We start from the raw sequence: 23,160 nt of genomic DNA, 5'->3' as shown, positions 1-23,160 counted from the left end.
AGAGAGTTTTGAATTTCAAGAACTCAAAACTCATGATTCTTCAGAAATTACTCGACCTCACCCGGTTCAAGAATTCGCTGGAAGAGATAGCCCGTTCCTCTAGCGGTTAAAATCAGTTCTGGATTGCTGGGATCGTCTTCTAGCTTGGCGCGCAGGCGAGAGATATGGACATCGACCACACGAGTGTCAACGTGACGTTCAGGCGTGTAGCCCCACACTTCTTGCAAAATCTCCGATCGAGAAAACGGCTCTCCAGAGCGGCTGACCAACAATTCTAAAAGACTAAATTCCATTCCAGTCAGCCGAATGCGCTCATCGCCTTTATAGACTTGGCGCTTGTTGGTGTCAATCCGAATCGTGTTGATGTGAATCACACCAGAACTGGGAATTCCGGGTGCGCCTGTTTTCTCAACTCGCCGCAAGACTGAGCGAATTCGGGCTTCTAGCTCTTTAGGCGAGAAGGGTTTGACGACATAATCATCTGCTCCTAGCTCTAAGCCTGTGATGCGATCGGCAACGTCTCCAAGCGCCGTTAGCATAATAATGGGCACATCTGACTCTTTCCGCAGTTCTTGACAGACTCCATAGCCGTCAAGTTTTGGCATCATCACGTCGAGAACGACCAGATCGGGTTCAGAGTTACGAAATGTGTCGAGGGCTTCTTCTCCATCAGCAGCCGTAACGACATCATAGCCAATCATTGAAAGACGAGTTTCAAGGATGCGGCGAATGCTTGCCTCGTCATCGACGACTAATATTTTTTCTTTGTGATTTTCCAACTTCTTCAACGCTCCCTAGGTCAAATCTCTGATCGTTAATTTTTTGTACTTTATCATTAAGATAGTAACTCACTTCACAATTTTCAGTTCGTCAAAGCCTCACTATCACTGACCTTCCGACTTTCTTAACGATTGTCTACTTTATGAAGGAATATCACGATAATTTTTGTAATGCCAAAACTACGATCGCACTTTGTTTGTAACCAATGTGGGGCAGAATCTCCCCAATATCTGGGTCGTTGCTCGTCGTGTGCTGCCTGGAATTCTCTAGAAGAACAGGTGGTACGATCGACAAACTCTTCGGCTGGAATTGGTCAGGTCGCTCAAATCAGAACCAGCGGCAAAAGCCGCACCTCAGCCCGTAATGCCACGGCTCAGGCGGTTTCGTCGCTGACCTTAACTCAAATTACCGATCATCCTCAGTCTCGCTTGTCGTCTGGATACACCGAACTCGATCGAGTTCTCGGTGGAGGAATTGTACCGGGTTCGCTGGTTTTGATTGGTGGCGACCCCGGCATCGGCAAATCGACGCTGCTGCTGCAAACGGCAAATCGACTGGCCACCCGCTATCGAACGCTCTATGTTTGCGCTGAGGAATCGGGGCAACAGGTGAAGCTGAGGGCGCAACGGTTGGGAATTGGTCAACAGGTAGAAACTGATGAGACCTCTGAGAGTTCGCTAGATTCTGCGACTCCTAAAAACGCGATCGCCACCGATGCCGACCTTTACCTGCTTCCCGAAACCGATTTAGATACGATTCTCGTCGAACTGGAGGCGCTCAAACCTGCTGTAGCGGTGATTGACAGTATTCAAGCGCTTTACTACAGTTCGTTGAGTTCGGCTCCGGGTTCGGTGTCTCAGGTGCGGGAGTGTACATCAGTGCTGATGCAGGTCGCCAAACGGCAGAACATCACGCTGTTTATTGTCGGACACGTCACCAAAGAAGGCGCGATCGCTGGGCCCAAAGTTCTAGAACACCTCGTAGATACTGTGCTTTATTTTGAGGGCGATCGCTTCGCGAGTCACCGCCTGTTGCGCTCTGTTAAGAATCGTTTCGGCGCGACTCATGAAATCGGCGTGTTTGAAATGGTCGATCAGGGATTGCAAGAAGTTCTTAACCCGTCAGAGCTATTTTTGGGGAACCGAGAAGAAGCCACGCCGGGGACGGCGACGATCGTCGCCTGTGAAGGAACTCGCCCGATCGTCGTTGAACTGCAAGCGTTGGTCAGTGCGACGAGCTATAGTTCTCCGCGCCGATCGACCACCGGGATTGAATACAATCGGCTGCTGCAAATCCTGGCAGTGCTAGAGAAACGAGTTGGCATTCCGCTCTCTAAACTCGATGCTTATGTTGCGTCTTCGGGCGGTCTGAGCGTGGGGGAACCTGCGGCAGATTTGGGCATTGCGGTGGCAGTGGCGGCAAGTTTCCGCGATCGCTCGATCGATCCGCAAACCGTCGTCATCGGTGAAGTTGGTTTAGGCGGACAGGTACGATCGGTGTCTCAAATGGAATTGCGGCTAAAAGAAGCGGCAAAACTGGGATTTAAGCGGGCGATCGTGCCCAAAGGTTCCTATTCTAATGTGCCGGGAATGGAGGTGATTCCAGTGTCGCGGGTGGTGGATGCGATGGCGATCGCTCTTGCAGGAAGCAAGTCGCGTCAACAAACTGAGAGCGCTGAGGCGGAGGAGTAATTGAAGTGGGCGATCGTTTTTTGGAGCGATCTTTTGGAACTTCGGAAACGATCGCCCACTCCTAAAATCAAATCACCAAGGATCGAAAATTAGCAGAAATTCTCCTTCGGGGATAAGTCGCCGCAAAATTTGTAGATGTCCTTCTGCATCGGAATAGTGGTTAAACCGTCCGATGGTGACTCGCTGCATTCTTGGCAGTAACCGAATCACTGTCCAGGTTTGTAGTCGTCTGCGATAGCTCATAATAATCATGTCTCCGAACGAATAGGAGCCAAAGCCAGTGCTGAAGGTTGACCGCCGGAATGCACTGGCTTTTGACTTTTGGCATATTTGACAAATATCACAGTTTTGCTAGTAATGCTAGTCATGTCAATAGTGCCATTGTATTGAAGAGTGGCAGTAATGCTTAATAGTTGAGTAAGCAAGTGGTGATTTCAGAATGGCTGGGAAGCTTGAAAAAAAAAGAGATTGGCTGAGAGTAGAAATTGATGAAGAGATTAAAACCCGCCTGAAAATTGAAAGTGCCAAGACTGGTAAATCAATGGGAGCAATCTTAGAAGAACTTCTTGATAGGGTCTTGCCCAAGCTTTCAAAAGAGGATTAGCAATATGTCTAGGACTTACGCATTGACCCGAAAATGCAGGTGTGCATTAACGCAATTACTGGGTTACAGCATTTCTAAGAAACGACTTTGAACCTGAGTTCTTGTTCAAAATCACTTGAAAGCCTGTTAAAAAGTGTAGTTTTGGATACCAAATATCAAAAGTGCATACTACTGTTTTCTGTCAATGCGTAAGTCCTAATGTCTATGAAAAGTCACTCTTTTTCGTCAGCTTTTTGAGTTAAACCAGCAGCAATGGAACGAACAATAAGAGAAAGACATTGCGATGGAAAATCTGACAAAAGAAGCGATCGCAGACGTTGAATCTGGCTTCAGTCGGCAGATTTTGAATCATTCATAGAAAACCTAGTCGATCGCTCTATTAATTAAGCGGTTTCACTAGCCGAATCTTGCTCTGAAAGTTCTCTCGCTTCTTCGTCTTCCATCTCAGCAAGTTTAGCCGTCAACTCTGCAAGTCTCCGCGCTGCATTTGCCCGACACAGCGAATTTTTTTCCTTCCACAGCCACTCACTCTCGAAGTAGACTGCATAACGATAAGCCTTGATCGAATCTGGCGACAGAACGTAATTTTCCGAGTCGGTGCTGCTATTCATGAGAAAACCCTCAGTTTCAACTTCTAGCCAAGTACTCAGATGAAGCAACATAAGTGCTTTGAGTAAGGTTTCTCTCACTATAGAGGAACAGACTTGAGCCTAGAAGACCTTTCATAGAGCGAATTCGGGTACGGTAAACAGCTATCATTTGAATCAGTTGAACCTTTGCTGCTGAAGCCAAACATTGGATACGTGGATCTAAAACAAGTCTTTAAAACCCCTAATCCGATTATTGGTGTCGTGCATTTATTGCCCCTGCCGACCTCCCCGCGTTGGGGTGGCAGCCTCAAGGCAGTCATCGATCGCGCCGAACAAGAAGCAACCGCTCTAGCAGCAGGTGGCGTAGATGGCATCATCGTCGAAAATTTCTTTGATGCCCCATTTCCTAAAGATCATGTCGATCCGGCAGTGGTCAGCGCCATGACAGTCGTGATCCAGCGATTGATGAATATGGTGACGCTGCCGATCGGGATCAATGTGCTGCGAAATGATGCTCAAAGTGCATTCGCGATCGCGGCTTGCGTCCAAGCTCAATTCATTCGGGTCAATGTCTGGACGGGCATCATGGCAACCGATCAAGGCATGATCGAGGGTCGCGCCCATGAGCTGCTGCGCTATCGTCGCGAGTTAGGATGCGATGTCAAAGTCTTTGCTGATGTATTGGTGAAACACGCTCGTCCGTTAGGTTCGCCCAATTTGACAACGGCTGTGCAGGACACGATCGAGCGAGGTTTAGCCGATGCAGTGATTCTCTCTGGTTGGGCAACGGGCAGCCCTCCGAGTCTAGAAGATTTAGAACTCGCTAGCGCCGCCGCTCAAGGAACGCCTGTTTTTATTGGCAGTGGTGCCGATTGGGAGAATATTCCTAAATTGATGACGGCGGCGGATGGCGTAATCGTGTCGAGTTCGCTCAAGCGTCAGGGAAAACGATCGCAAGCGATCGACCCGATTCGAGTCAGCCGTTTTGTAGAAGCCACTCGTCGCAGTGTGTCTCCAGAAAATCAGACAAAACCCGCTTCTTCAATGAGTTTGCATTCCTAAAGATTAGCAAGACGGTAAACCTGGATGCTGCACTTTGAACTCCTAGAGACGTGAGTGTCAAGTGGTTAAGTGCTGATGGAAGGGTCATGTACAGATAGTATTAATGATGAGAAGGAGTCGCCAATTGACCCCTCACCCTTTAGACGAATTGTTGAGGACTTTTGATCATGAGCGTAGAAACTGACCCCGCAAAAATTATGAAGCAGCAGGTGGGGGTTGCCGCCGCCGCTAGAGTGCAGTCTGGTTCTATTGTGGGGCTGGGCACTGGGTCAACCACTGCTTACGCAATCCAGGCGTTGGGCGATCGACTCAAATCGGGCGACCTGAAAGACATCAAAGGCGTTCCGACCTCGTTTCAAGCGATCGTGTTGGCGAGACGATATGGCATTCCGCTCGTGACCTTAGATGAAATTGATCACATTGATGTCGCGATCGATGGAGCCGATGAAGTCGATCCGCACAAGAATTTGATCAAAGGGGGCGGGGCAGCCCATACGCAAGAAAAAATCGTCGATTCTCTCGCTAATCAGTTTATTGTCGTCGTCGATAGCGGCAAACTCGTCGAGCATTTGGGGTCAACGTTTTTGCTTCCGGTCGAAGTGATTCCGATGGCGGTAACTCCGGTGATGCGAGCGATCGTCAAGTTAGGCGGCAAACCCGAACTGCGGATGGGCATCAAAAAAGCAGGCCCGGTCGTCACAGATCAGGGCAATCTGGTGATCGATGTCAAGTTCGATCGCATTGACAATCCTGCTGATCTTGAGAAGACCCTCAACAACATTCCTGGTGTGTTAGAGAACGGTTTATTTGTCGGCGTGACTGACCTAGTTCTCGTTGGAGAAATCAAAGACGGACAGCCTTCAATCCGAGAGTTTTAAATCGGGTTTGAATCTCTTCTGATTGGCTGATGAGAGAAGTCAGTCAATCAAATCCCTCAATCCATTGATTTGACAATAGATTGGCGGTCTTTTAATCTGAACAAGTCAGTTAAAAACTTTAGTCAAAACTATTATCTGAGGTGTGAGATGAAGCTGAAGTTTGTAACCCGTTTCTCAGCGTTGGCGATCGGATCGACCGGGGCATTTCTTGGCATTGCCAGTTTAGTACCTGCGATTGCAACTGCCCCTGCCCCTCCACAGCTTGTTCCAGCCGTATTAGGCGGTAAACCCATCTACATTTTGTACATGACTCGGAGTGGCGATCGAGCGTTAGTCCGATGCTATCCCGGACAGCAACCCAAGCTCCAAGTGCAGACGAGAACTGACGGAGTGAAAGAAGGAATCTTGACCTGCGGAAGCTAAGAAGACGTGAATTCGATGAAGCCTTTCGCTGCGGTTGCAAATCCGGGTTGCCCCCTAAATCCCCCAAAATTGGGGGACTTTGAACCTAAATTCTGGGCTTGAAGTCCCCCAGAATTTGGGGATTTAGGGGGCTGAAGCGCTGAAGAACGAAGCGAAAAAACTCATCGAACTGACGTTAAGAGGGGTTCTGAAAAAGAGTCGTTATCGCATTCACTCACCTCGAAATTTATTTCGGGGTGGGAAAATCTGAACGAAGAAGACACCAAGGGCTTCTCAGACATCCTTTCAAGGGGTTGTGAGTAGTTTGTAAGTGCCGCTATCAACCAGAATGAAAATTCCTAACCCGATGAGCACAAACGGAACGATCGCCGAGCCATAACGAGTCAACACACGAGCGACGATCGGGTGACGAGCGAGTTGATACGCCACATAACACCACACTCCCACCATCACAAAGAAAATACTGAGAATGACTCCGAGACTGGCGGCATTGCTGGTAGCAAACAACGGCACATAAATTCCGATGTTGTCGCCACCATTGGCGATCGTCACTGCCGCCACCTGGTAAGTTTGAGGAGCCAACAACCCTAACGCCGACAAAATTGGCAGCTTAATCTTTGACTCCTTGAAGTCATTTGAGATCGTCTGAACCTGATCGTCTGCTTCTCGGTGAATCAGGTGATAAAGCCCGATCGCGATGGGTAACAATCCGAGCAACCCAATCCAAGTTTTGGGCACCATCAAGCCTCCAAAAAAACCGGGCAAACTTGCGAGAATCAAAGCGCCAAAGCCTAAATATTGGCCCGCCACAATATGCTTGGGATGAAAGGCTGCATTGGTCTGGGCAAAAAACAGCATCAAGATCACAATGTCATCTAAGTTGGTAGCAATAAAGGCAGTGACTCCAGCAAGGAGGGCACTGATAAACCCACTCATCACATCGCACATTAAAAGGATAGATTCATTAACTCATAAAATTTCCTGCGTGCAGTTCACGAGTTAGGTCTGCACGCTGCCATCGGGTAACGTTGCGCCTTGCAAAATTGCTCCATTCAACAGAGCGCTGCTGAGTTCTGCCCCCGCTAAATTCGCTCCTGCTAAATTTGCCTCGCGCAAATCTGCCCGACCCAAGTAAGCTTTGATCAAAAGAGCGTCTACCAATGTTGCATGACGAAGATTTGCGTGATTAAATTCGGCACGATTGAGGCGCGATCGCGTCAAATTTGCCCGTTGAAAATTAGTTTTGTGCAGTTTCGCATCACTCAGCGTGGCATCTCTCAAATCAGCGTCTGCTAAATTTGCCTCGTTTAACTGGGCGCGGTTGAGCTTGCAGTTGCGTAATATGGCTCGGCTAAGATTTGCCTCCGTTAAATTTGCGTCGGTTAAAAATGTCCCGTTGAGAATTGCATCGGTTAAGTTGGCTTCAGTGAGGTCTGCGTTTCGGAGGGTGGCTTCACTGAGATTTGCGCCGATTAGGTTCGATCGACTCAGGTCAGCCCCCGATAAATTCGCCCCGCGCAAGTCAGCACCTCGCAGATCGGCACCGCGTAGGTTTGCGCCTTTATAAGCACGTTTTTCTTCTCGCAGGTTTGCCCCGCGCAAGCAAGCACCCCGGAGATCTGCGCCACTAAAATTTACGTTTCGCAGATCGGCATCTCTAAAATTGGCATCTACCAAGGTTGCTAAACTCAGGTCGGCACCTCGCAAATCAGCTCCATAGAGAATCGCTCCGTGCAGATCGGCATCGCACAAATTTGCGTTGAGTAAGTCGGCTTGACTGAGATTTGCACCGCACAGTTTAGTGCCTTTGAGGTTGGCGTGGGTGAGGTTCGATCGATTCAAATAAGCCAAAATTAGAATCGAGTGATGCAGATCAGCATGGGCTAAATTTGCGCCAATTAAATCTGCTCCCATTAAATTAATTCCACTCAGGTTTGCCCTCGTGAAATTCATCTCTCCCGATTCATAGCGCTCTAATACGTCTTGACCATTCATAACTTTCTATTTTCGATCCCTGAGATCAATTTCGCTACAGGAGCGATCAAAACTTGCGTCGAGTCTGCCCGTGTGACATCGGCAGCACTGATTTCTAAGTCTTGCTGTTGCTGTTGAAGTTCGGCATACCCCGGTTTCACGCTTTTGAGAATCACGCTGGCGACTGCGAGATATTCTTCTGGCTGGTTTAACTGGTGTGCCATTTCTTCTAGCTTTAACTGCAACGCTTCTAGAGAGCTACACACGGTTGTGACACTGCGAAGCAACCCCTCTAGGCTATAGAGTTTTAGATTTGACCAATCCTGTTCTTTGCCCGTGAATGGATAGTAAACCAGAGAAAACAGCAGAATTTTTGCCCGAAGTGGATTGGCAAACTTGATGATCTCTAGCCGTATGTCAAAGAGACTGAGCGCAGGATCTGCGGTTTGGCAAATCGGCTGATTTAGCGCCTGAGAAGTTAGAACGCCTGCCGCCTCTTGAAGGGGAACCCCATCTTCTTGAACATATAACTTGCCCATTTCTCGCAAAATCATATTGGCGATCGCGGCATATTCGATCGGCTTGTTGAGACTTTTGACGATCGCCGCCAATCCGATTTGTAGGCTTTCGATCGTCGGATATTGATGGGCTAATTCGCTGATTAGTTTTTTGATTTCTGCCTGCTCAACTTTAATCGGGTCGGTCTCCCAATATTTGAGAGCCGCGCAAATCATCAGTTTTTTGATGCGGCTAGAAGAATTTGCTGCTTGCTCTAAAGCTTGTGTAATTTGTGTTTGTAACTCGCCGCCAATGCCATCGAGCGGATTGGTGCTGATCGGGGTTTTCTCGATCGCAGGTGCAGTTCTATATAACGCTGCCAGATTTTCTATAATCGTGTTCGCGACTTGAAGATATTCTTCTTGTTTGCTAAGAGTGCCAACCAGAAGTTTTAGTTTATATTGCAGACGCTCCAACGTGGGATTGAGATAGCGCAACTCCTGCACTAGGCTTTGCAAGCTGATAACACTAAGGCGATTGAGATCATTCTCCCACCAGTTTTTGCAGGCGTATAAAATCAGCTTTTTAATTCGGACAGCATTTGCATCCTGTTCTAGCTGACACACGATCGGAGTGTATTGATCCGCCATTAGTCAGAGTTGGTGTTAGGTGTGTGCTTAGGATGCCCTGCTATAAAGCACTTTGCACAGGAGACTGCTTTTTCCTAATTATTCTTCTGGAGGCTGATTGAGCGTTTTCGGTTCAGGCGGTTGAGTAGTTTCTAGCGGCTCTTCTTGAGGGGTTTGCATCGAGAGTTCTAGCAACTCTTCTGCCTTGGGTTGGCGAGATTCTGGCAATTGCAGTCCGCTCTGAGTTGGGGCTAGAGACTGAAGCTCTTGCTGAAGTTCTGGCAATGCGACCAATTCTTTTTCGGTTTCTTTGAGTTCGATCGGGAGGCGCAATGGCTGCAACTCTTCGATCCAGCAGCTTGCGAGCGGCAGGGTTTGATCTAAATCTTCGAGGGCACGAGGGATCACCATTACAGAGTGAAGTTCGCCAATGCGCTCGGCTTCTTGCATTCCCACATCGATCGCCATCGCGACGTTTGCGATCGTGCCGCGAATAATTGCGGTGCAAAGCCCTGACCCGATCGTTTCATAGGCCGTTAACGTCACATCTGCCGATTTGAGCATTGCATCCGCCGCGCCGACCATTGCCGGAAATCCGCGAGTTTCGAGCAAGCCGACCGCCTGATTGCGAAAAGGATTGCCGTGTCTGCCTTTGGCGAGTTCTGCGAGTTTGGTGCCGATCGGCAAGACCGCTTCTAAGTTTGCCATCGGGCGAGGCACGACCAGGGTAGAAACCTTCTGCCCAAACTGAGCAGCGAGATCGATTCCTTCCTGGACTGCCAATCGCACATCTGAAATTCCGCCCCGCACGACAGCGGTGCAAAAGCCCCCACCCGTTTTTTCGTAACCCACCAGCGTCACGTCTGATGACTTGAGCATCATGTCAGCAATGCCCACGATCGCCGGAAAGCTTTCGGTAGAGACAAGACCTAAGGCAGTATCAGTAAATCTGTCTAGACGATTCATCAGCGAAGGGGTGACAGGGCAGTTCTTATAACTTCAATCTTAACGGGTCTGTAAAGTTCTTCAGTCCTGGTTTTTTCTGCTGATAAATACAGATGGGCGATCGCCCGATCGTCCTTAAGAATTTCCGTTCGGAGAATGCCCATTGTCAGGCGCGTTGTAATTTTGTTGATTTTGAGGAAACAGCTTGACGAGAAGATTATTAACGTAAGACTGCCCATAAACACTAGCAATCACCACAGGGTTTGGTTCGGGTAATGAATGTTCGGGTGACGGATCTTCGGGTAGAACTTCCGCTTCAGAAGGTGTTTGAGGATCAGCCCACGGGTCTGGAGGCGCTTCGGACACAGGAGTAGATTGAATTGGGGCAGATTCGAGTGCTTCTAAAGGACGGCTGCGATCGCCCACCAGAGAACCCGGTGCCACCAGTGCCCCCCCTTCAACAGCACTCTCTAAAATCGTTGCTGCTGACCCAATGCAAGCCCGATCGCCGATGGTGACCTGACCCACCAGCAAAACCCCCGCGCCAATGCTGGCACCTGCTCCGACTTTCAGCGTACCTTCATGGACGTGCAGCACTGAGCCAACGCCAATGCAGGCTCCAGCACCAATAATGATCTTGCTGCCCGGATCTGCTTGCAGCAGAACCCCCGGCGCGATCGCGACCCCTTCGTGAATGGTGACATCGCCACTCACCAGATAATGGGTGGTGTCGATCGGACATAGTTGCAGAGGCAAAGGATACATCGTTCAAGAGTTTTGAATTCTGAGTTCTGAATTGATTACCAACTCAAAACTCAAAACTAGTTACTTTCCAGCTTTTTGAATGACCATCTCAATGATGCGACGTTTTGCCTTCAGATCGGTGCCGATCAAGCGTACATATTGGCCCGCATAGTCAGACAAAGCAGATTCAAGAGCCGTGATCGCCTGAGATTCAGAGTTTGCTTGAATCGAAGCCCCAGTCTGCCAAGCGCCACCTTTGTAGCGACGGACATCTGCATACTCTAAGCCAATTCGAGCGCCTTGACGCACTAGCTGACGCACCTGATCAAGCGCTTCACTACTGAGCTTTTGACTCCCTGAAGCTGAACGTGCCGAGGAGGAACTCGTTGAAGCGGGTGGAGCATAAACCGGAGGATCTAAAACTAGAGAGGTTTCAGGTGTTTTACCAGGACGGTGAATGACGGTTTCTAAAACTCGCTTCTTCGCAGTTGTATCGACACCAACCAGGCGCACATAGTGACTGCTGTGGTCTGCGATAAAAGATTCTAGAGCCGCGATCGCTTCCCCTTCTGATCTCGTATGGATCAAAGGCGCACTGCTCCAAGAATTGATCTTGAATCGTCGCTCATCGGCAAACTCTAGACCGATCGCCGCGCCTTGCGACAACAGTTGACGCACCTGCTCGGCAACACTGCCATCAGTGCGGACTGCACTGTGACTCGGAGCCGCTCCACCGTTGGAAGTAGGTCTCACAGTCGGATTAGAGATATGTTGCTTGCTGGAGGGACGTTGGACGATCGATTCTAAAACTCGCTGCTTTGCTTTGGGGTCGATGCCGATGATCCGCACATATTCACCTGCATGATCTGTCATGCACGCTTGCACTTCAGCCAAAATTCCAGACTCGTTGTTCGCCTGAACCGAAGCGCTTTTCCAAGAGCTTGTTTGGAACCGACGCTCGTCAGCAAACTCGATCCCAATCCGTCCGCCTTTGCTTAAAACTTGACGAATTTGAGCAACGACAGAACCTTCGATCGAGCCACTAGCCGCCGCATGACCGTTTCCGTTGCCACTACTAGAAGCATAAGACGGTGCCGAATAGCTGCTAGACGAACCGTTTGAAAGCTTTGTCGGTGCCGCACCTGGACGCTGAATTATTGTTTCCAGCACCCGCTTTTTAGCTTTTGTGTCAATGCCAATTAGCCGCACATAGTCGCCGCTATGCTCTTGCATACACGAGTCGAGCGCAGCCAGCACTTCAGATTCTCGATTTGACTGAATGGTCGCACAACTTTTCCAAGAACTGATCTTGAAGCGTCGCTCATCGGCGTGTTCGGTGCCAATTCGATAACCTTGAGCCAGCAGTTGACGCACATGCTCAATCACGCCGCCATTGCCCGAACCATTGGCAGAGCGGCTAGAAACATTTGAAGTGGGTTGATTCATTTTAGGGTTAGCCATCTCATTTCTGATTGGGGCAATACAAGCGATATTGTCAGCGCAGCGATAGCCCGATCGCAGCGCATCGTTGATATGAATAATGTGCGACGCAAACTTCACGTCGGCTTCTAGCACGTTGGGTAAACGATCGGCCTGCTGCTGATTGGTGATGATCGCTCCAGAAGGCACATACTTTCCAGGAGGAATTTCTACATCTTGAACCAGCGCGTGCATCATGATAATGCTGCCGTTGCCAACCCGTGCGTTAAACACCGTCGATCGAAATCCAATAAAACAATCGTCGCCCACATAAGCGGGCCCGTGAATCAGCGCCATGTGAGTGAGCGAAGAACGGCTTCCCACCCAAATTGAATAGGAATCACCATCATCACCCGCAACTCTGCCCTGTTCTAGCCCGTGCATGACGACTCCATCCTGAATATTGGTGTCATCACCAATGTAGAACGGATGCCCTTCATCGGCGCGAATCGAGGTGCCCGGCGCAATCATCACATTTTCGCCCACTCTCACGTCTCCAATGATGTTAGAGAACGAGTGAACGTAGGCGGTATGGTGAATGTCGGGTTCGGCGAGACTCTTTGACCAAGGCGTGGGTGGAGCCGCAAAACTACGGACTACCATAAAAAATTCTCCTAGCTGACCGCGCATTGTAAAGCTCGACTGCACACATCGCAAGGATGATGACTCGATCGTAACTTTTTGCGCCTATTCAATCACTTTGCTGAACTGACTAGCCGTAGCGCAGTACACCGTTATCAATTGCGTAATGGGTTAAGCTCTGCCCAACCCATTACGCAATTAGGTGCCCGATCGCTAATATTGCGTCCCTTTGCTGTAGAGCGATCGATTGTCAACACTTACCGTGTCAATAATTCCAATCACTGCCGCATCGACAGGGCGCTGTTCACTTCCGGGAACTTGACGGGCAGCACTGCCACGGCTAACCAGAACCCATTCATCGATCCCTGCCCCAACATTGTCAGCCGCCACCTCGTAATGAGGGAGTGGCTGCCCTGCGTCATCTAAAAATTGTAGAAGCAGAAACTTCACACCTCTTAGACTCGGCTCTTTTTGGGTGCTGACAACGGTGCCGCGAACTCTAGCAATTTGCATCAGGCGTTATGGACGGTTAAGAGGGCGGATGCCGCTCACGCTTTCACGGAATGGCTCAACTGCCTCGGTGTATCGAATGGGCAGCACATACTCCAGGTTTTCGTGAGGACGAGCGATGATGTGGGTAGACAGTACTTGCCCGCCGTTGACGCGCTTGACGTTTTCGATGCCAGCCGCAACTGATGCCTGAACTTCAGACACATCGCCCCGCACGATCACCGTAACGCGACCACTCCCAATTTTCTCATAACCCACCAACGTCACACGAGCGGCTTTCACCATCGCGTCTGCGGCTTCTACCACGGCGGGGAAACCCAGAGTTTCAATCATGCCAACTGCAATAGCCATCGTTAAATTCTCCCTTCCAATCAAATTCTAGACACAACAAAATCAGTTAACTAGCAAATTGCCATTAACTTCGGAACTGCTCAACCGCTTCGGTGTAGCGAATGGGCAGCACATACTCTAAGTTTCCGTCAGGACGAGCGATGACGTGAGTAGACACTACTTGTCCGCCGTTCACCCGCTTAACAGATTCAAGCCCAGCCGCGATCGAGGCTTGCACCTCGGACACGTCTCCGCGAATGATCACGGTCACGCGACCGCTACCAATCTTTTCGTAGCCAACCAGGGTGACACGAGCAGCTTTCACCATTGCGTCTGCGGCTTCCACCACAGCCGGAAAACCCAGTGTCTCAATCATTCCCACAGCGATCGGCATTCTTGATCTCCTGATAAGTGAAACTAATTGCAACAACCCTAAGCAAAAATGTTGACGAGATAACCCATCTTGTCAAGCTTCATCAAGGCTTTTCAACCGTACTCTCTATTCAGAATAAGCGGGTTGTTGACGCTTGACAATATAATACTTGATGATAGTTACAAATTTTAGACATAAGCTCGACTAATCTTTCGTGCTGCGATCCCCAGTTATCAGCTCCTGCCCACAGGGAGATGGTGAAGATTGCCTTAAGATTTCGCCTTCAGAATCATAGACTCTTTTCAACACTATTTATAGAAAACTTTCTTGTACATAAGTCATGTTTATCTATAAAAGTTAGCTTTTCTATACCATTGGCTCTCTCTGTATAGATCGCATTGTACTTTTAAGGACGTTAAGCGTTAAGCTGAATTTCACGAGGAAAGTTGTTCTAATTTTTTAACAATCATCAAAATTGGTGAAGTTTCCCAACCGAGCAAATTTGCTTTGGGGGGTGTTTTTGGTAAGTTTTTGAGTAAAGGCAGGTTCGATGCAGCAGTTTCTCATTGATACAAGTTGGTGGGTGCCTTGTTATGGGTTGCTGGGCGCGATCCTGTCTTTACCTTGGGCAACGGGGCTGATTCGGCGCACGGGCCCTCGACCTGCCGCTTATCTCAATATTTTCACAACGTTTTTGGCCTGCATCCACGGCTGGGCGCTGTTTAATGCCACTTGGGGGCAGGAGTCACACGAGCTAGTCATTCACTGGTTACAAGCAGCAGATCTCGATCTGTCGATCGCTCTAGACATTTCCTCAACGAGCGTCGGCGCGATGGAGGTGATCACAGGCTTGAGTTTGCTGGCGCAGGTTTTTGCGCTGGGCTATATGGAGAAAGACTGGGCATTAGCTCGATTTTTTGCCTTGATGGGTTTTTTTGAAGCGGCGATGAGCGGTTTAGCGTTGAGCAATTCTCTGTTTCTCACTTATGCTCTACTGGAGATCTTGACCCTCTCAACCTATTTGCTAGTCGGTTTCTGGTATGCCCAACCGCTCGTTGTGACCGCCGCACGAGATGCATTCTTGACCAAGCGCGTCGGCGATGTGCTTCTGCTGATGGGCGTTGTGGCGCTCTCGACCCTATCGGGCAGTTTAAATTTTCCTGACCTATATGAGTGGGCAGAGACGGCTGAACTGTCTCCCACGGTGTCTGCTCTGCTGGGTTTGGCGTTGATTGCGGGCCCGATCGGCAAGTGCGCCCAGTTTCCGCTGCACTTATGGCTTGATGAAGCGATGGAGGGCCCGAATCCCGCTTCGATTTTAAGAAATTCGGTAGTGGTGGGCTGTGGTGCCTACGTTTTGATTAAACTTCAGCCAATTTTGATCTTATCTCCGGTGGCTTCAACGGCTTTGGTTGCTTTGGGTGCGGCTACCGCGATCGGGGCTTCTCTGGTGGCGATCGCCCAAATCGACATCAAGCGCGCCTTAGCTCACTCCACGAGCGCTTATTTAGGGTTGGTGTTTGCTGCGGTCGGAGTGAACTGGACAGGCTTTGCATTAGCGTTGCTGTTTGCTCACGCGGTCTCGAAAGCATTGCTGTTCATGAGTACGGGATCGATTATTGCCACGACTAGTTGCCAAGATATTACTGAAATGGGTGGCTTGTGGTCACGAATGCCAGCGACCACCAGCGCTTTTCTAGTCGGTTCTGCGGGTCTGGTCGGAATTCTGCCTCTAGGCGGTTTTTGGGCTTTTCAAAGAGGAGTGGATGATTTTTGGTACGGTCAGCCGTGGCTGGTAGCAGTCATTCTGATCGTGAATGCGCTGACGGTTTTTAACCTGACTCGTGTCTACCGTTTGGTCTTTCTCGGTCAGCCAATGCCCAAGACGCGCCGCGCTCCAGAAGTGCCTTGGACGATGGCGGTGCCGATGGTGACGCTGACAATTTTTACGCTCACCGTTCCCCTGATTATGCAAACGCTGTCAGTGCTTCCTAGTTGGCGATATCTCAACTGGCAAGGCTCTCTGATGATTATTGGGTCGGGGTTGACGGGGCTAATTGCTGGATCGCTCGTGGCGTTTAACCACAATTGGTCTAGACCGATTCAAGCGCCTCTACGATTTATGCAAGATTTTTTAGCTTACGACTTATATGTCGATCGCCTCTATCGATTTACGGTGGTCTTTGTCGTCAGCACGGTTTCTCGATTTAGTGCCTGGTTCGATCGATACATTGTGGATGGGTTCGTGAATTTTGTAGGATTGGCTTCTATTTTTAGCGGAGAAAGCCTGAAATATAGTGTTTCGGGTCAGTCTCAAGCTTACATGCTGACCATTTTGCTGGGTGTGGGTCTATTAGGAATCGTGCTTACCTGGTCGATGTGGGAATCCGTTTTAGGGGTGTTCTTTTGACCGAAGCTCCCACAGCTTAAACCTCAAAATTCAAACTTTTATATCTTCGATTGACCTATGCTTAGTGCTTTAATTTGGATACCTGTAGTGGGAGCCTTGCTCATTGCGGTGTTGCCTGCCACGGTCGCGGCAAGTCGAGTCCGTCAGGTGGCGATCGCCTGGAGTGCGATCGTGCTGGCGGTGACGATCGCGATCGCCACTCAATTTGATGCGCTTAATATTGGAATGCAGTTTCAGGAAAGCATTCCCTGGCTCGACTCATTGGGGTTGAGCTATCGTCTAGGCGTGGACGGATTATCATTTCCACTGTTGGCGCTGAGTAATTTATTGACCCTAATCGCAATCTACTGTAGCGATACTTCTGTTCAGCGTCCCAGGTTCTATTATGCGTTGATTCTCCTGTTAAACATGGGAGTTGCAGGCGCGTTTTTAGCCCAAAACTTACTGTTATTCTTCCTGTTCTATGAGCTTGAACTGATTCCTCTCTATCTGCTGATCGGAATTTGGGGTGGCGCAAAACGGGGATATGCTGCGACTAAGTTTTTAATTTACACCGCTCTTTCAGGCGTTCTAATTCTGGCAGCTTTCTTAGGATTAACCTGGTTAGGTGGAGCAACTTCTTTTGAGTTTGATCCGCTGTTGTCTCAAACGTTGCCGCTCACGACTCAAATCGTGTTGCTCGGCGCAATCTTAATCGGGTTTGGAATTAAGATTCCGCTATTTCCGTTGCACACTTGGTTGCCCGATGCTCACGTTGAAGCCTCTACGCCGATTTCTGTTTTGTTGGCGGGTGTGTTGCTAAAGCTGGGAACTTATGGGTTAATCAGATTTGGATTGCAGCTATTTCCTGAAGCGTGGGCGGTACTGGCTCCCTGGCTGGCAACTTGGGCAGTCGTGAGCGTTTTGTTTGGGGCGTTTACCGCGATCGCCCAGACCGACATGAAAAAAATGGTGGCATATAGCTCGATCGCGCACATGGGCTACATTCTTTTAGCGGCGGCGGCAGCAACTCCGCTCAGTCTGCTAGGAACGGTCTTTCAGATGGTGAGTCACGGTCTGATTTCAGCGATGTTATTTGCATTGGTGGGCGTGGTTTATAAAAAGACCGGAACTCGTGACATCACCATTTTGCAAGGATTGCTTAACCCAGAACGAGGATTGCCGATTATTGGCAGTTTAATGGTCGTCGGCGTGATGGCAAGTGCCGGAATTCCCGGTATGGTGGGCTTTATTTCAGAGTTTCTAATTTTTAGAGGTAGTTTTCCGGTGTTCCCCGTCCAGACATTGCTGTCGATGATCGGAACGGGACTCACGGCAGTTTATTTTCTGCTGTTGGTCAACCGGACTTTTTTTGGTCGCCTCCCTGAGCAGTTTGAAAACCTTCCAAAAGTGCCCTGGTCAGAGCGGGCACCTGGTTTTGTGCTTGCAGTTTTGATCGTTATTTTGGGCTTACAACCTAGTTGGGTGGTGCGCTGGACTGAAACGACCACAACGGCAATGCTGATTGATTTTCCAACCATTGCCGCTAAGACGTTAAAGTCTCCAAGTCCGGCTGGAATACTCGCGAATGAGCAATTTATCATTCACAATTAGTCTCTTTTACTCTCCATCAGACGCTTATGGTTACTACTCCGCTCAAGCCTTCAAATCATCCGTTAGCCGACATTATTGATCGCCTGGAAGCGGGCGGTGCTCTGCTACCCGACTCTGAAGATAACCTGCTCGAAGTGGTTGGCGTTCTCAAGAGTTATGGGGTTGTGTTAGATGCTTACTGGCGCAATCTCATTTACATTTCAGAACACCAGTTTTTAGAGTTATTTCCGTTTTTCAAATACTTTGACGGAGATGTTTCATTTAACAAGTTGCTCAAACATTGGTGGCACGATCGCTTTAACTACGAGTTTGCTGAGTATTGCATGAAAGCAATGTTTTGGCACGGTGGCGGCGGCTTAGACACCTATCTCGATTCGCCAGAGTTTTTAGAACTCGTGCAAAAAGCGACTAATGAAAAGTTAAAAAACAACTTACCAATTAAGGGACTCGCAAAGGTATTTCCTGACTTTTTGCCAGAGCAAGTGCGTCAGTTGTGCTACTACAGTGCGCTGGGGCAGTTTTGGAAGGTCATGAGCAAAATGTTTTTAGACCTGTCCGACTCCTACGACCAGGGAACCATTCGATCGATTCCTGATGTGGTTGAGTTTATCCGAGCCGCATTGGTGGCTGCCGCAAACGAACCGATTACCTATGCGGTGGAGATCGGCGATCGCACCTATGATCTGATTCCTAAATCCGCAGGGTTGACATTTTTGATGGATACGGGAGTTCCTTATATCAACGCGGTGTTTTTTCGATCGTTTCCGTTCATGGGCACCGTTTCTTATAATGCCCAAGCCCGCCAGATTTCGTCTGATCAAGAGCGTTTTAACTATGGCGCACTTTACGCAGACCCGTTGCCAGTTGGCGGTGCAGGCATTCCACCCACTCTATTGATGCAAGATCTAAGGCACAATCTGCCGCCCTATCTGCATGAGTTATATCAGCGATCGCTCCGCGGTGAAGAAGATCTGCGAGTCAGAATTTGCGTCAGCTTTCAAAAGTCGATGTTTTGCGTAACTACGGCTGCGATGTTGGGGTTGATGCCTCATGCGATCGATACGATCGATGCCAAAGAGCAGCAAATTAATCGCAAGTATCTTGAAGGCTGGATGGATCGATTGATTGGCTCCCGCTTGCCAAATGTTCAAGTTTGTGATGTTTAGGAACGTGAATTTATTAAAGTGCAACTGCTCGGATTCAACTAGATCGGATACAAGTTCGTTAATTGCTCCGTTTGAGTCGGCTTGTGCCCCCTAAATCCCCCATTCTGGGGGACTTTGAAACCGGGAATCTTGGCTCAAAGTCCTTCACTTGTGGAAGATTTAGGGGGCGAAGATCTCAGCCATGACGAATCAAGAGATTTGATTACAAGTTTTACAGGTTATTTAATCCACGATCCTTAGCATAGACTTTGGCGGGAATGGAGCTAAAGCCTACTAATCAGAAAGTCAGAAAAGAAAATTCCAATGTTTGAATTTCAACATTGAGTGGTTAAATTCTTGTAACTCAAAATTCATCACTCAATCCTTCTCCGGTGTTCATGGGCGAAGTCACCCTTTTAAGCTTTTTGATTGGCAGTCTGGGTTTACAAGCAGTGGTCGCAGGTGGGTGGCTGCGCTGGCAACAGTGGCGCATTGGGCAAGCGTGTGAAGAGGAGGAAGAAACTTTGACCCCTTATGATTCAAAAGACACCGTGCAGTCAACTTCTGCTCAAGCCAAAAATGGCACGAGCAAGCCGCCTAAAGATCCGCGACTGGTGGGCTGGGAGTTTAAGATTGTGCGATCGAGCCGTGATCTGTTTCGTGACCCTCAGATTTTTGAGCGCGTCTGTGCAGAAGAGTCGCAAGCTGGCTGGATTTTGTTAGAAAAACTCGACGATCGCCGGATTCGATTTAAACGCCCGATCGCGCTGCGTGAAATTCTCAATTCTGAAATGTTGACGATCGACCCTTATCGGAGTCACTACGGCTCGTCGGCAAATCCAGGTCTTTGGGTGGCCGCGATCGTCAGTCTTGTGCTGCTGATTCTGCCTGCATATTTAGGATTCATGCTCGTGTCAATCACTTTCAATAAACCTGACCCTTCTGCGGTGCCTCAAGGCTCACCCCTCCTTAAACCTGAGTAATGGTTTCAATCTTTTTGATGGGCCAAGTCTCGAATTAGCGACAGTTTGGACTGAATGTAGCTGCTGAGAATCGTGATTTCTTCAGGGTTTAGAGGTTGCTGAATTCTAAACTGGCGCAATAGCCACTGCACTAGACTAGCGTCGTCTAGATTGAGCAGTAGCGCCACCTGAGTCGCGTCTACCAAAGACCATAGCTGACGAAGCATTAAAGGAGTCATGTAACCGCGCGCCCGATCGAGAGAGTGTCTTTAGCCTCAACCATACTGAATCGCGCCGTACTTAAACTCAGAACACACAAGACGATATAAGAGTTACAAAAAGCTAATTAAGCGATCCATAACTTTATCAGGGCTAATCATGCGATAGGTGTAAGCTGACTGAGACGATCGCTCCTCCACGGCGTATAGTGAATAGTCTAGAGCCTGTCGATCGGTATGTATCTCAAGACGCTGCACCTCCGCAACTTTCGTAACTATCCCGATCAGCAGGTAGAGTTTTCGGCAGCCAAAACGATTTTGGTGGGCAACAACGCCCAGGGCAAATCAAACTTGCTCGAAGCTGTGGAGTTGATGTCTTCGCTGCGATCGCACCGTACCTCCCGCGATCGAGATTTGATTTTAGATGGAGAAGCGATCGCCCAAATTTCTGGACACTTGCAAAAAGACATGGGCGAAGTCGATTTGTCGATGACCCTTCGCCAAAATGGTCGCCGCAGTGTGGGCTTAAATGGGCTAAATCTTCGTCGTCAGCTAGACTTTCTGGGCACCCTCAACATGGTGCAATTTTCTAGTTTAGATCTCGATTTAGTGAGAGGCGGGCCCGAACAGCGTCGTCATTGGCTCGATGCTCTGCTTGTGCAGCTTGAGCCGATTTATGCCTCCGTGCTTCAGCAATATAATCAGATTCTTCGTCAGCGCAACGCACTTTTAAAAAGCATTCAAAAATCAGATCTTAACCGTCAAAATTTATTCAATAGTCAAGCGTTAGAGATTGAATCTCAGTCTTTAAACCCATCAGAGTTGTCTTTGTGGGATGCTCAATTGGCGATCGCGGGTTCTCGTGTAATTCGTCGTCGTGCCAGAGTTTTGCAGCGTCTCATCCCATTTGCTCAATCGTGGCATCAAACGATTAGCGGCAGCACCGAAGCGTTAGAGATTCGCTATGCGCCCAATGTAGAACTCATTGACGATAATCCCGAAGCGTTGCAGAAAGCATTTTTAGAGAAGATTCAGCAACGCGCGATCGTCGAGCGACATCAAGGAACGACGATCGTTGGGCCGCATCGCGATGAAGTTGAATTCACGATTAACAATACTCCCGCTCGTCAATATGGTTCTCAAGGACAGCAGCGTACTTTAGTACTCGCCCTCAAACTTGCCGAACTCAAATTGATCGAAGATGTTATTGGTGAACCGCCTCTACTGCTTTTAGATGATGTGTTAGCAGAACTCGATCTAAGTCGGCAAAATCAACTTTTAGATGCCATTCAAGATCGCTTTCAAACGTTGATTACGACCACTCATTTAGGCTCTTTTGATGCTCAATGGATTAACGCCTCACAAATTCTAGAAGTCAAAGCAGGACAATTAGTAGAGCAGGAAATATTTTGACGAGGAGCAGGTGGAGTAGCGGCTGAAGGACTACATTGCCACGTCAGTAGACCTCCTGCATGAATCCGGGAAAGCCCCCTAAAACCCCCAATTCTGGGGGACTTTGAACTCCGGTTTCCCTAGAATTGGGGGTTATGGGGCGAGTCAGGGTGGTTTACGTCGAGAGTTTTATTCGTGCAAGGAGGTCTATTAGGTAATCGACGGCTCCCCAACGCCCAACTTCCTAGAGTTGAATGGTGATTTTGTTGTGCAACTCCTCCACTTGAATCAGTGAACCATTGCCGATCGCAATGTTGAACTTCACTAAAGAACGTTCAACTTGATATCCCGGCAACACTCGAACAATTTGATATTCAGTCATCAAATCACTGGTGCCATCCCATTTGAACAATGCCAGTTGATTGGATGCAATCTCACTCAGTTGTGAAACAAACTCTTCAATGCTGTCGCTAACATTCACGAGAATGCCAGACGAAAGGAAGATATAACGCTCTTGCAAATCCAAAGTCACACTAACCCGATACCGTTTTTCGGTTGAGCATCGCAACTCAACGGTGAACGAAATCGAGCCAGGAACGATCGTCCTAACTCCCATATTATTTTGTCCTCTCGGTTAATTCAAAGAGGACAAGAATGCTGATTTCTCAGACATCCTGGGGTGAAAAACGTATGCAGGATCTTGATTCCAGCCTTTCAAGATCCCATAGCAAAGCTGACGGTGTACAATCATGAACGCCTCCTGAGTTAATGGTACTAACTAGGGATGGAAGTCCTCGGAGTCTGATTTCCCAGATCAGGCTGCGGGGCACAACTTCATCACTGCGGTGTATTGTACAAGAGTTTTTTGCTTTTTGGAATGCTGAATTTTTGAGAGGGTGCGATCTTCTCCGATGTCGAATTCTAAAGACCTGATGGGCGTGTTGACTCGTTCTCGATCACAGTCAACCTAAGCATCAATTGGGCTTCTCACCCCACGTCCGCCTTATTCAAAACGTGAGTATAAATCATTGTAGTCTTGACATCCCGATGCCCTAGGAGTTCTTGAACCGTGCGAATGTCATAGCCATCTTCCAACAGATGCGTCGTTCAGTATAACTGCCGAAATAGGGGAATTATCCTGTGAAGATTCCGTATAGAACCTAGAAAAGCAGGAGTTATCCGGCTTCCACACGGCATAATTTTTTGTGAGGGGCATTTATCCTGTTTGTGAGAAGTTCAAACGGCAGAAATAATAGTTAGACGTGCGACTCGAAGTCGTTCGGGGGAGTTGGAAGGACTTCAAAAGCCCTTCCCTGTCAGTGTTCAGGCAGATGTCCGCCTTGGAATG

Annotated in this window: 26 protein-coding genes; 10 read left to right on the top strand and 16 right to left on the bottom strand. The window is 48.8% G+C overall.

Annotated features, from left to right (window positions below):
• Positions 1-47: 47 nt before the first annotated feature.
• A complete protein-coding gene (rpaB, locus tag BRW63_RS19310) occupies positions 48-779 on the bottom strand; it encodes a response regulator transcription factor RpaB (RefSeq protein ID WP_073074022.1) in 732 nt (243 codons plus the stop codon).
• A 171-nt stretch (positions 780-950) separates the two neighbouring features.
• On the opposite strand from rpaB, the gene radA reads away from it, so the two are divergent.
• Positions 951-2,471, top strand: a complete 1,521-nt coding sequence (gene radA / locus BRW63_RS19305; protein ID WP_073074020.1) for a DNA repair protein RadA — start codon at positions 951-953, stop codon at positions 2,469-2,471.
• 72 nt (positions 2,472-2,543) lie between these two features.
• On the opposite strand, the gene BRW63_RS28410 is transcribed toward radA, so the two are convergent.
• A complete protein-coding gene (locus tag BRW63_RS28410) occupies positions 2,544-2,714 on the bottom strand; it encodes a hypothetical protein (protein ID WP_181314432.1) in 171 nt (56 codons plus the stop codon).
• A gap of 196 nt (positions 2,715-2,910) precedes the next feature.
• Here BRW63_RS28410 and BRW63_RS28405 point away from each other — a divergent pair, with 196 nt between their 5' ends.
• On the top strand, positions 2,911-3,075 hold the full coding sequence (locus BRW63_RS28405) for a plasmid partition protein ParG (RefSeq protein WP_181314431.1): 165 nt from the start codon (positions 2,911-2,913) through the stop codon (positions 3,073-3,075).
• 383 nt (positions 3,076-3,458) lie between these two features.
• Here BRW63_RS28405 and BRW63_RS19295 read toward each other — a convergent pair whose 3' ends face one another.
• Complete coding sequence (locus BRW63_RS19295) at positions 3,459-3,686, bottom strand: hypothetical protein (RefSeq protein ID WP_073074067.1); 228 nt, start codon at positions 3,684-3,686, stop codon at positions 3,459-3,461.
• A gap of 192 nt (positions 3,687-3,878) precedes the next feature.
• Between BRW63_RS19295 and btpA the strand changes: the two genes are divergently transcribed.
• The 3 genes from btpA to BRW63_RS19280 all read left to right on the top strand — a co-directional run bounded on the left by btpA (position 3,879) and on the right by BRW63_RS19280 (position 6,028).
• Complete coding sequence (gene btpA / locus BRW63_RS19290; RefSeq protein WP_073074065.1) at positions 3,879-4,727, top strand: photosystem I biogenesis protein BtpA; 849 nt, start codon at positions 3,879-3,881, stop codon at positions 4,725-4,727.
• A gap of 167 nt (positions 4,728-4,894) precedes the next feature.
• Positions 4,895-5,605: a ribose-5-phosphate isomerase RpiA gene (gene rpiA, locus BRW63_RS19285; protein ID WP_073074017.1), complete on the top strand. Its 711-nt coding sequence runs from the start codon at positions 4,895-4,897 to the stop codon at positions 5,603-5,605.
• A 147-nt stretch (positions 5,606-5,752) separates the two neighbouring features.
• Positions 5,753-6,028 (top strand): hypothetical protein, encoded by a 276-nt coding sequence (locus tag BRW63_RS19280; RefSeq protein ID WP_073074015.1) that lies wholly within the window; start codon positions 5,753-5,755, stop codon positions 6,026-6,028.
• 285 nt (positions 6,029-6,313) lie between these two features.
• Here BRW63_RS19280 and BRW63_RS19275 read toward each other — a convergent pair whose 3' ends face one another.
• The 9 genes from BRW63_RS19275 to BRW63_RS19235 all read right to left on the bottom strand — a co-directional run bounded on the left by BRW63_RS19275 (position 6,314) and on the right by BRW63_RS19235 (position 14,113).
• Entirely contained in the window at positions 6,314-6,964 is a 651-nt protein-coding gene (locus tag BRW63_RS19275; RefSeq protein WP_073074063.1) for a cadmium resistance transporter, read from the bottom strand.
• A 63-nt stretch (positions 6,965-7,027) separates the two neighbouring features.
• A complete protein-coding gene (locus BRW63_RS19270; RefSeq protein ID WP_073074013.1) occupies positions 7,028-8,023 on the bottom strand; it encodes a pentapeptide repeat-containing protein in 996 nt (331 codons plus the stop codon).
• Positions 8,020-9,150, bottom strand: a complete 1,131-nt coding sequence (locus BRW63_RS19265; protein WP_073074012.1) for a hypothetical protein — start codon at positions 9,148-9,150, stop codon at positions 8,020-8,022. The genes BRW63_RS19270 and BRW63_RS19265 overlap by 4 nt, the downstream gene beginning before the upstream one ends.
• Before the next feature lie 78 nt (positions 9,151-9,228).
• Positions 9,229-10,095: a carbon dioxide-concentrating mechanism protein CcmK gene (locus tag BRW63_RS19260; RefSeq protein ID WP_073074010.1), complete on the bottom strand. Its 867-nt coding sequence runs from the start codon at positions 10,093-10,095 to the stop codon at positions 9,229-9,231.
• Between the two features lie 114 nt (positions 10,096-10,209).
• Complete coding sequence (locus BRW63_RS19255; protein WP_073074008.1) at positions 10,210-10,839, bottom strand: LbetaH domain-containing protein; 630 nt, start codon at positions 10,837-10,839, stop codon at positions 10,210-10,212.
• Positions 10,840-10,899: 60 nt separating this feature from the next.
• Entirely contained in the window at positions 10,900-12,900 is a 2,001-nt protein-coding gene (locus BRW63_RS19250) for a ribulose bisphosphate carboxylase small subunit (protein ID WP_073074062.1), read from the bottom strand.
• A gap of 192 nt (positions 12,901-13,092) precedes the next feature.
• Positions 13,093-13,392, bottom strand: coding sequence for a EutN/CcmL family microcompartment protein (locus BRW63_RS19245; protein WP_073074007.1), 300 nt, complete (start codon positions 13,390-13,392; stop codon positions 13,093-13,095).
• A 6-nt stretch (positions 13,393-13,398) separates the two neighbouring features.
• A complete protein-coding gene (locus BRW63_RS19240; RefSeq protein ID WP_017290237.1) occupies positions 13,399-13,740 on the bottom strand; it encodes a carbon dioxide-concentrating mechanism protein CcmK in 342 nt (113 codons plus the stop codon).
• Between the two features lie 64 nt (positions 13,741-13,804).
• Positions 13,805-14,113: a carbon dioxide-concentrating mechanism protein CcmK gene (locus BRW63_RS19235; protein ID WP_073074005.1), complete on the bottom strand. Its 309-nt coding sequence runs from the start codon at positions 14,111-14,113 to the stop codon at positions 13,805-13,807.
• 529 nt (positions 14,114-14,642) lie between these two features.
• On the opposite strand from BRW63_RS19235, the gene BRW63_RS19230 reads away from it, so the two are divergent.
• From BRW63_RS19230 to BRW63_RS19215, 4 genes are all read left to right on the top strand, one after another.
• Positions 14,643-16,502, top strand: coding sequence for an NAD(P)H-quinone oxidoreductase subunit F (locus tag BRW63_RS19230; RefSeq protein ID WP_073074003.1), 1,860 nt, complete (start codon positions 14,643-14,645; stop codon positions 16,500-16,502).
• A 57-nt stretch (positions 16,503-16,559) separates the two neighbouring features.
• Positions 16,560-18,095 carry an NADH-quinone oxidoreductase subunit M gene (locus BRW63_RS19225; RefSeq protein WP_073074001.1) on the top strand — a complete coding sequence of 512 codons (1,536 nt, stop codon included), beginning with the start codon at positions 16,560-16,562 and terminating at the stop codon, positions 18,093-18,095.
• A 26-nt stretch (positions 18,096-18,121) separates the two neighbouring features.
• On the top strand, positions 18,122-19,261 hold the full coding sequence (locus BRW63_RS19220; protein WP_073074000.1) for a CO2 hydration protein: 1,140 nt from the start codon (positions 18,122-18,124) through the stop codon (positions 19,259-19,261).
• A gap of 377 nt (positions 19,262-19,638) precedes the next feature.
• Entirely contained in the window at positions 19,639-20,223 is a 585-nt protein-coding gene (locus tag BRW63_RS19215; RefSeq protein ID WP_073073998.1) for a hypothetical protein, read from the top strand.
• 5 nt (positions 20,224-20,228) lie between these two features.
• On the opposite strand, the gene BRW63_RS19210 is transcribed toward BRW63_RS19215, so the two are convergent.
• A complete protein-coding gene (locus BRW63_RS19210; RefSeq protein ID WP_073073997.1) occupies positions 20,229-20,441 on the bottom strand; it encodes a hypothetical protein in 213 nt (70 codons plus the stop codon).
• Positions 20,442-20,534: 93 nt separating this feature from the next.
• Positions 20,535-20,678 (bottom strand): hypothetical protein, encoded by a 144-nt coding sequence (locus BRW63_RS28400; protein WP_181314430.1) that lies wholly within the window; start codon positions 20,676-20,678, stop codon positions 20,535-20,537.
• On the opposite strand from BRW63_RS28400, the gene recF reads away from it, so the two are divergent.
• Positions 20,658-21,833, top strand: a complete 1,176-nt coding sequence (gene recF, locus BRW63_RS19205) for a DNA replication/repair protein RecF (RefSeq protein WP_073073995.1) — start codon at positions 20,658-20,660, stop codon at positions 21,831-21,833. The two genes, BRW63_RS28400 and recF, sit on opposite strands and share 21 nt — an antisense overlap.
• A gap of 223 nt (positions 21,834-22,056) precedes the next feature.
• Here recF and BRW63_RS19200 read toward each other — a convergent pair whose 3' ends face one another.
• Positions 22,057-22,428 carry a hypothetical protein gene (locus tag BRW63_RS19200; RefSeq protein ID WP_073073993.1) on the bottom strand — a complete coding sequence of 124 codons (372 nt, stop codon included), beginning with the start codon at positions 22,426-22,428 and terminating at the stop codon, positions 22,057-22,059.
• Positions 22,429-22,799: 371 nt separating this feature from the next.
• The gene (locus BRW63_RS19195) at positions 22,800-22,907 is read right to left on the bottom strand and encodes a tyrosine-type recombinase/integrase (RefSeq protein WP_425320469.1); all 108 of its coding nucleotides are present in this window, start codon (positions 22,905-22,907) and stop codon (positions 22,800-22,802) included.
• Positions 22,908-23,160 lie beyond the last annotated feature (253 nt).

The sequence above is a fragment of the Phormidesmis priestleyi ULC007 genome (genome assembly GCF_001895925.1).
In the GTDB taxonomy this organism is placed as follows: domain Bacteria; phylum Cyanobacteriota; class Cyanobacteriia; order Leptolyngbyales; family Leptolyngbyaceae; genus Phormidesmis_A; species Phormidesmis_A priestleyi_A.
This window is presented reverse-complemented; position numbering and strand designations above follow the sequence as displayed.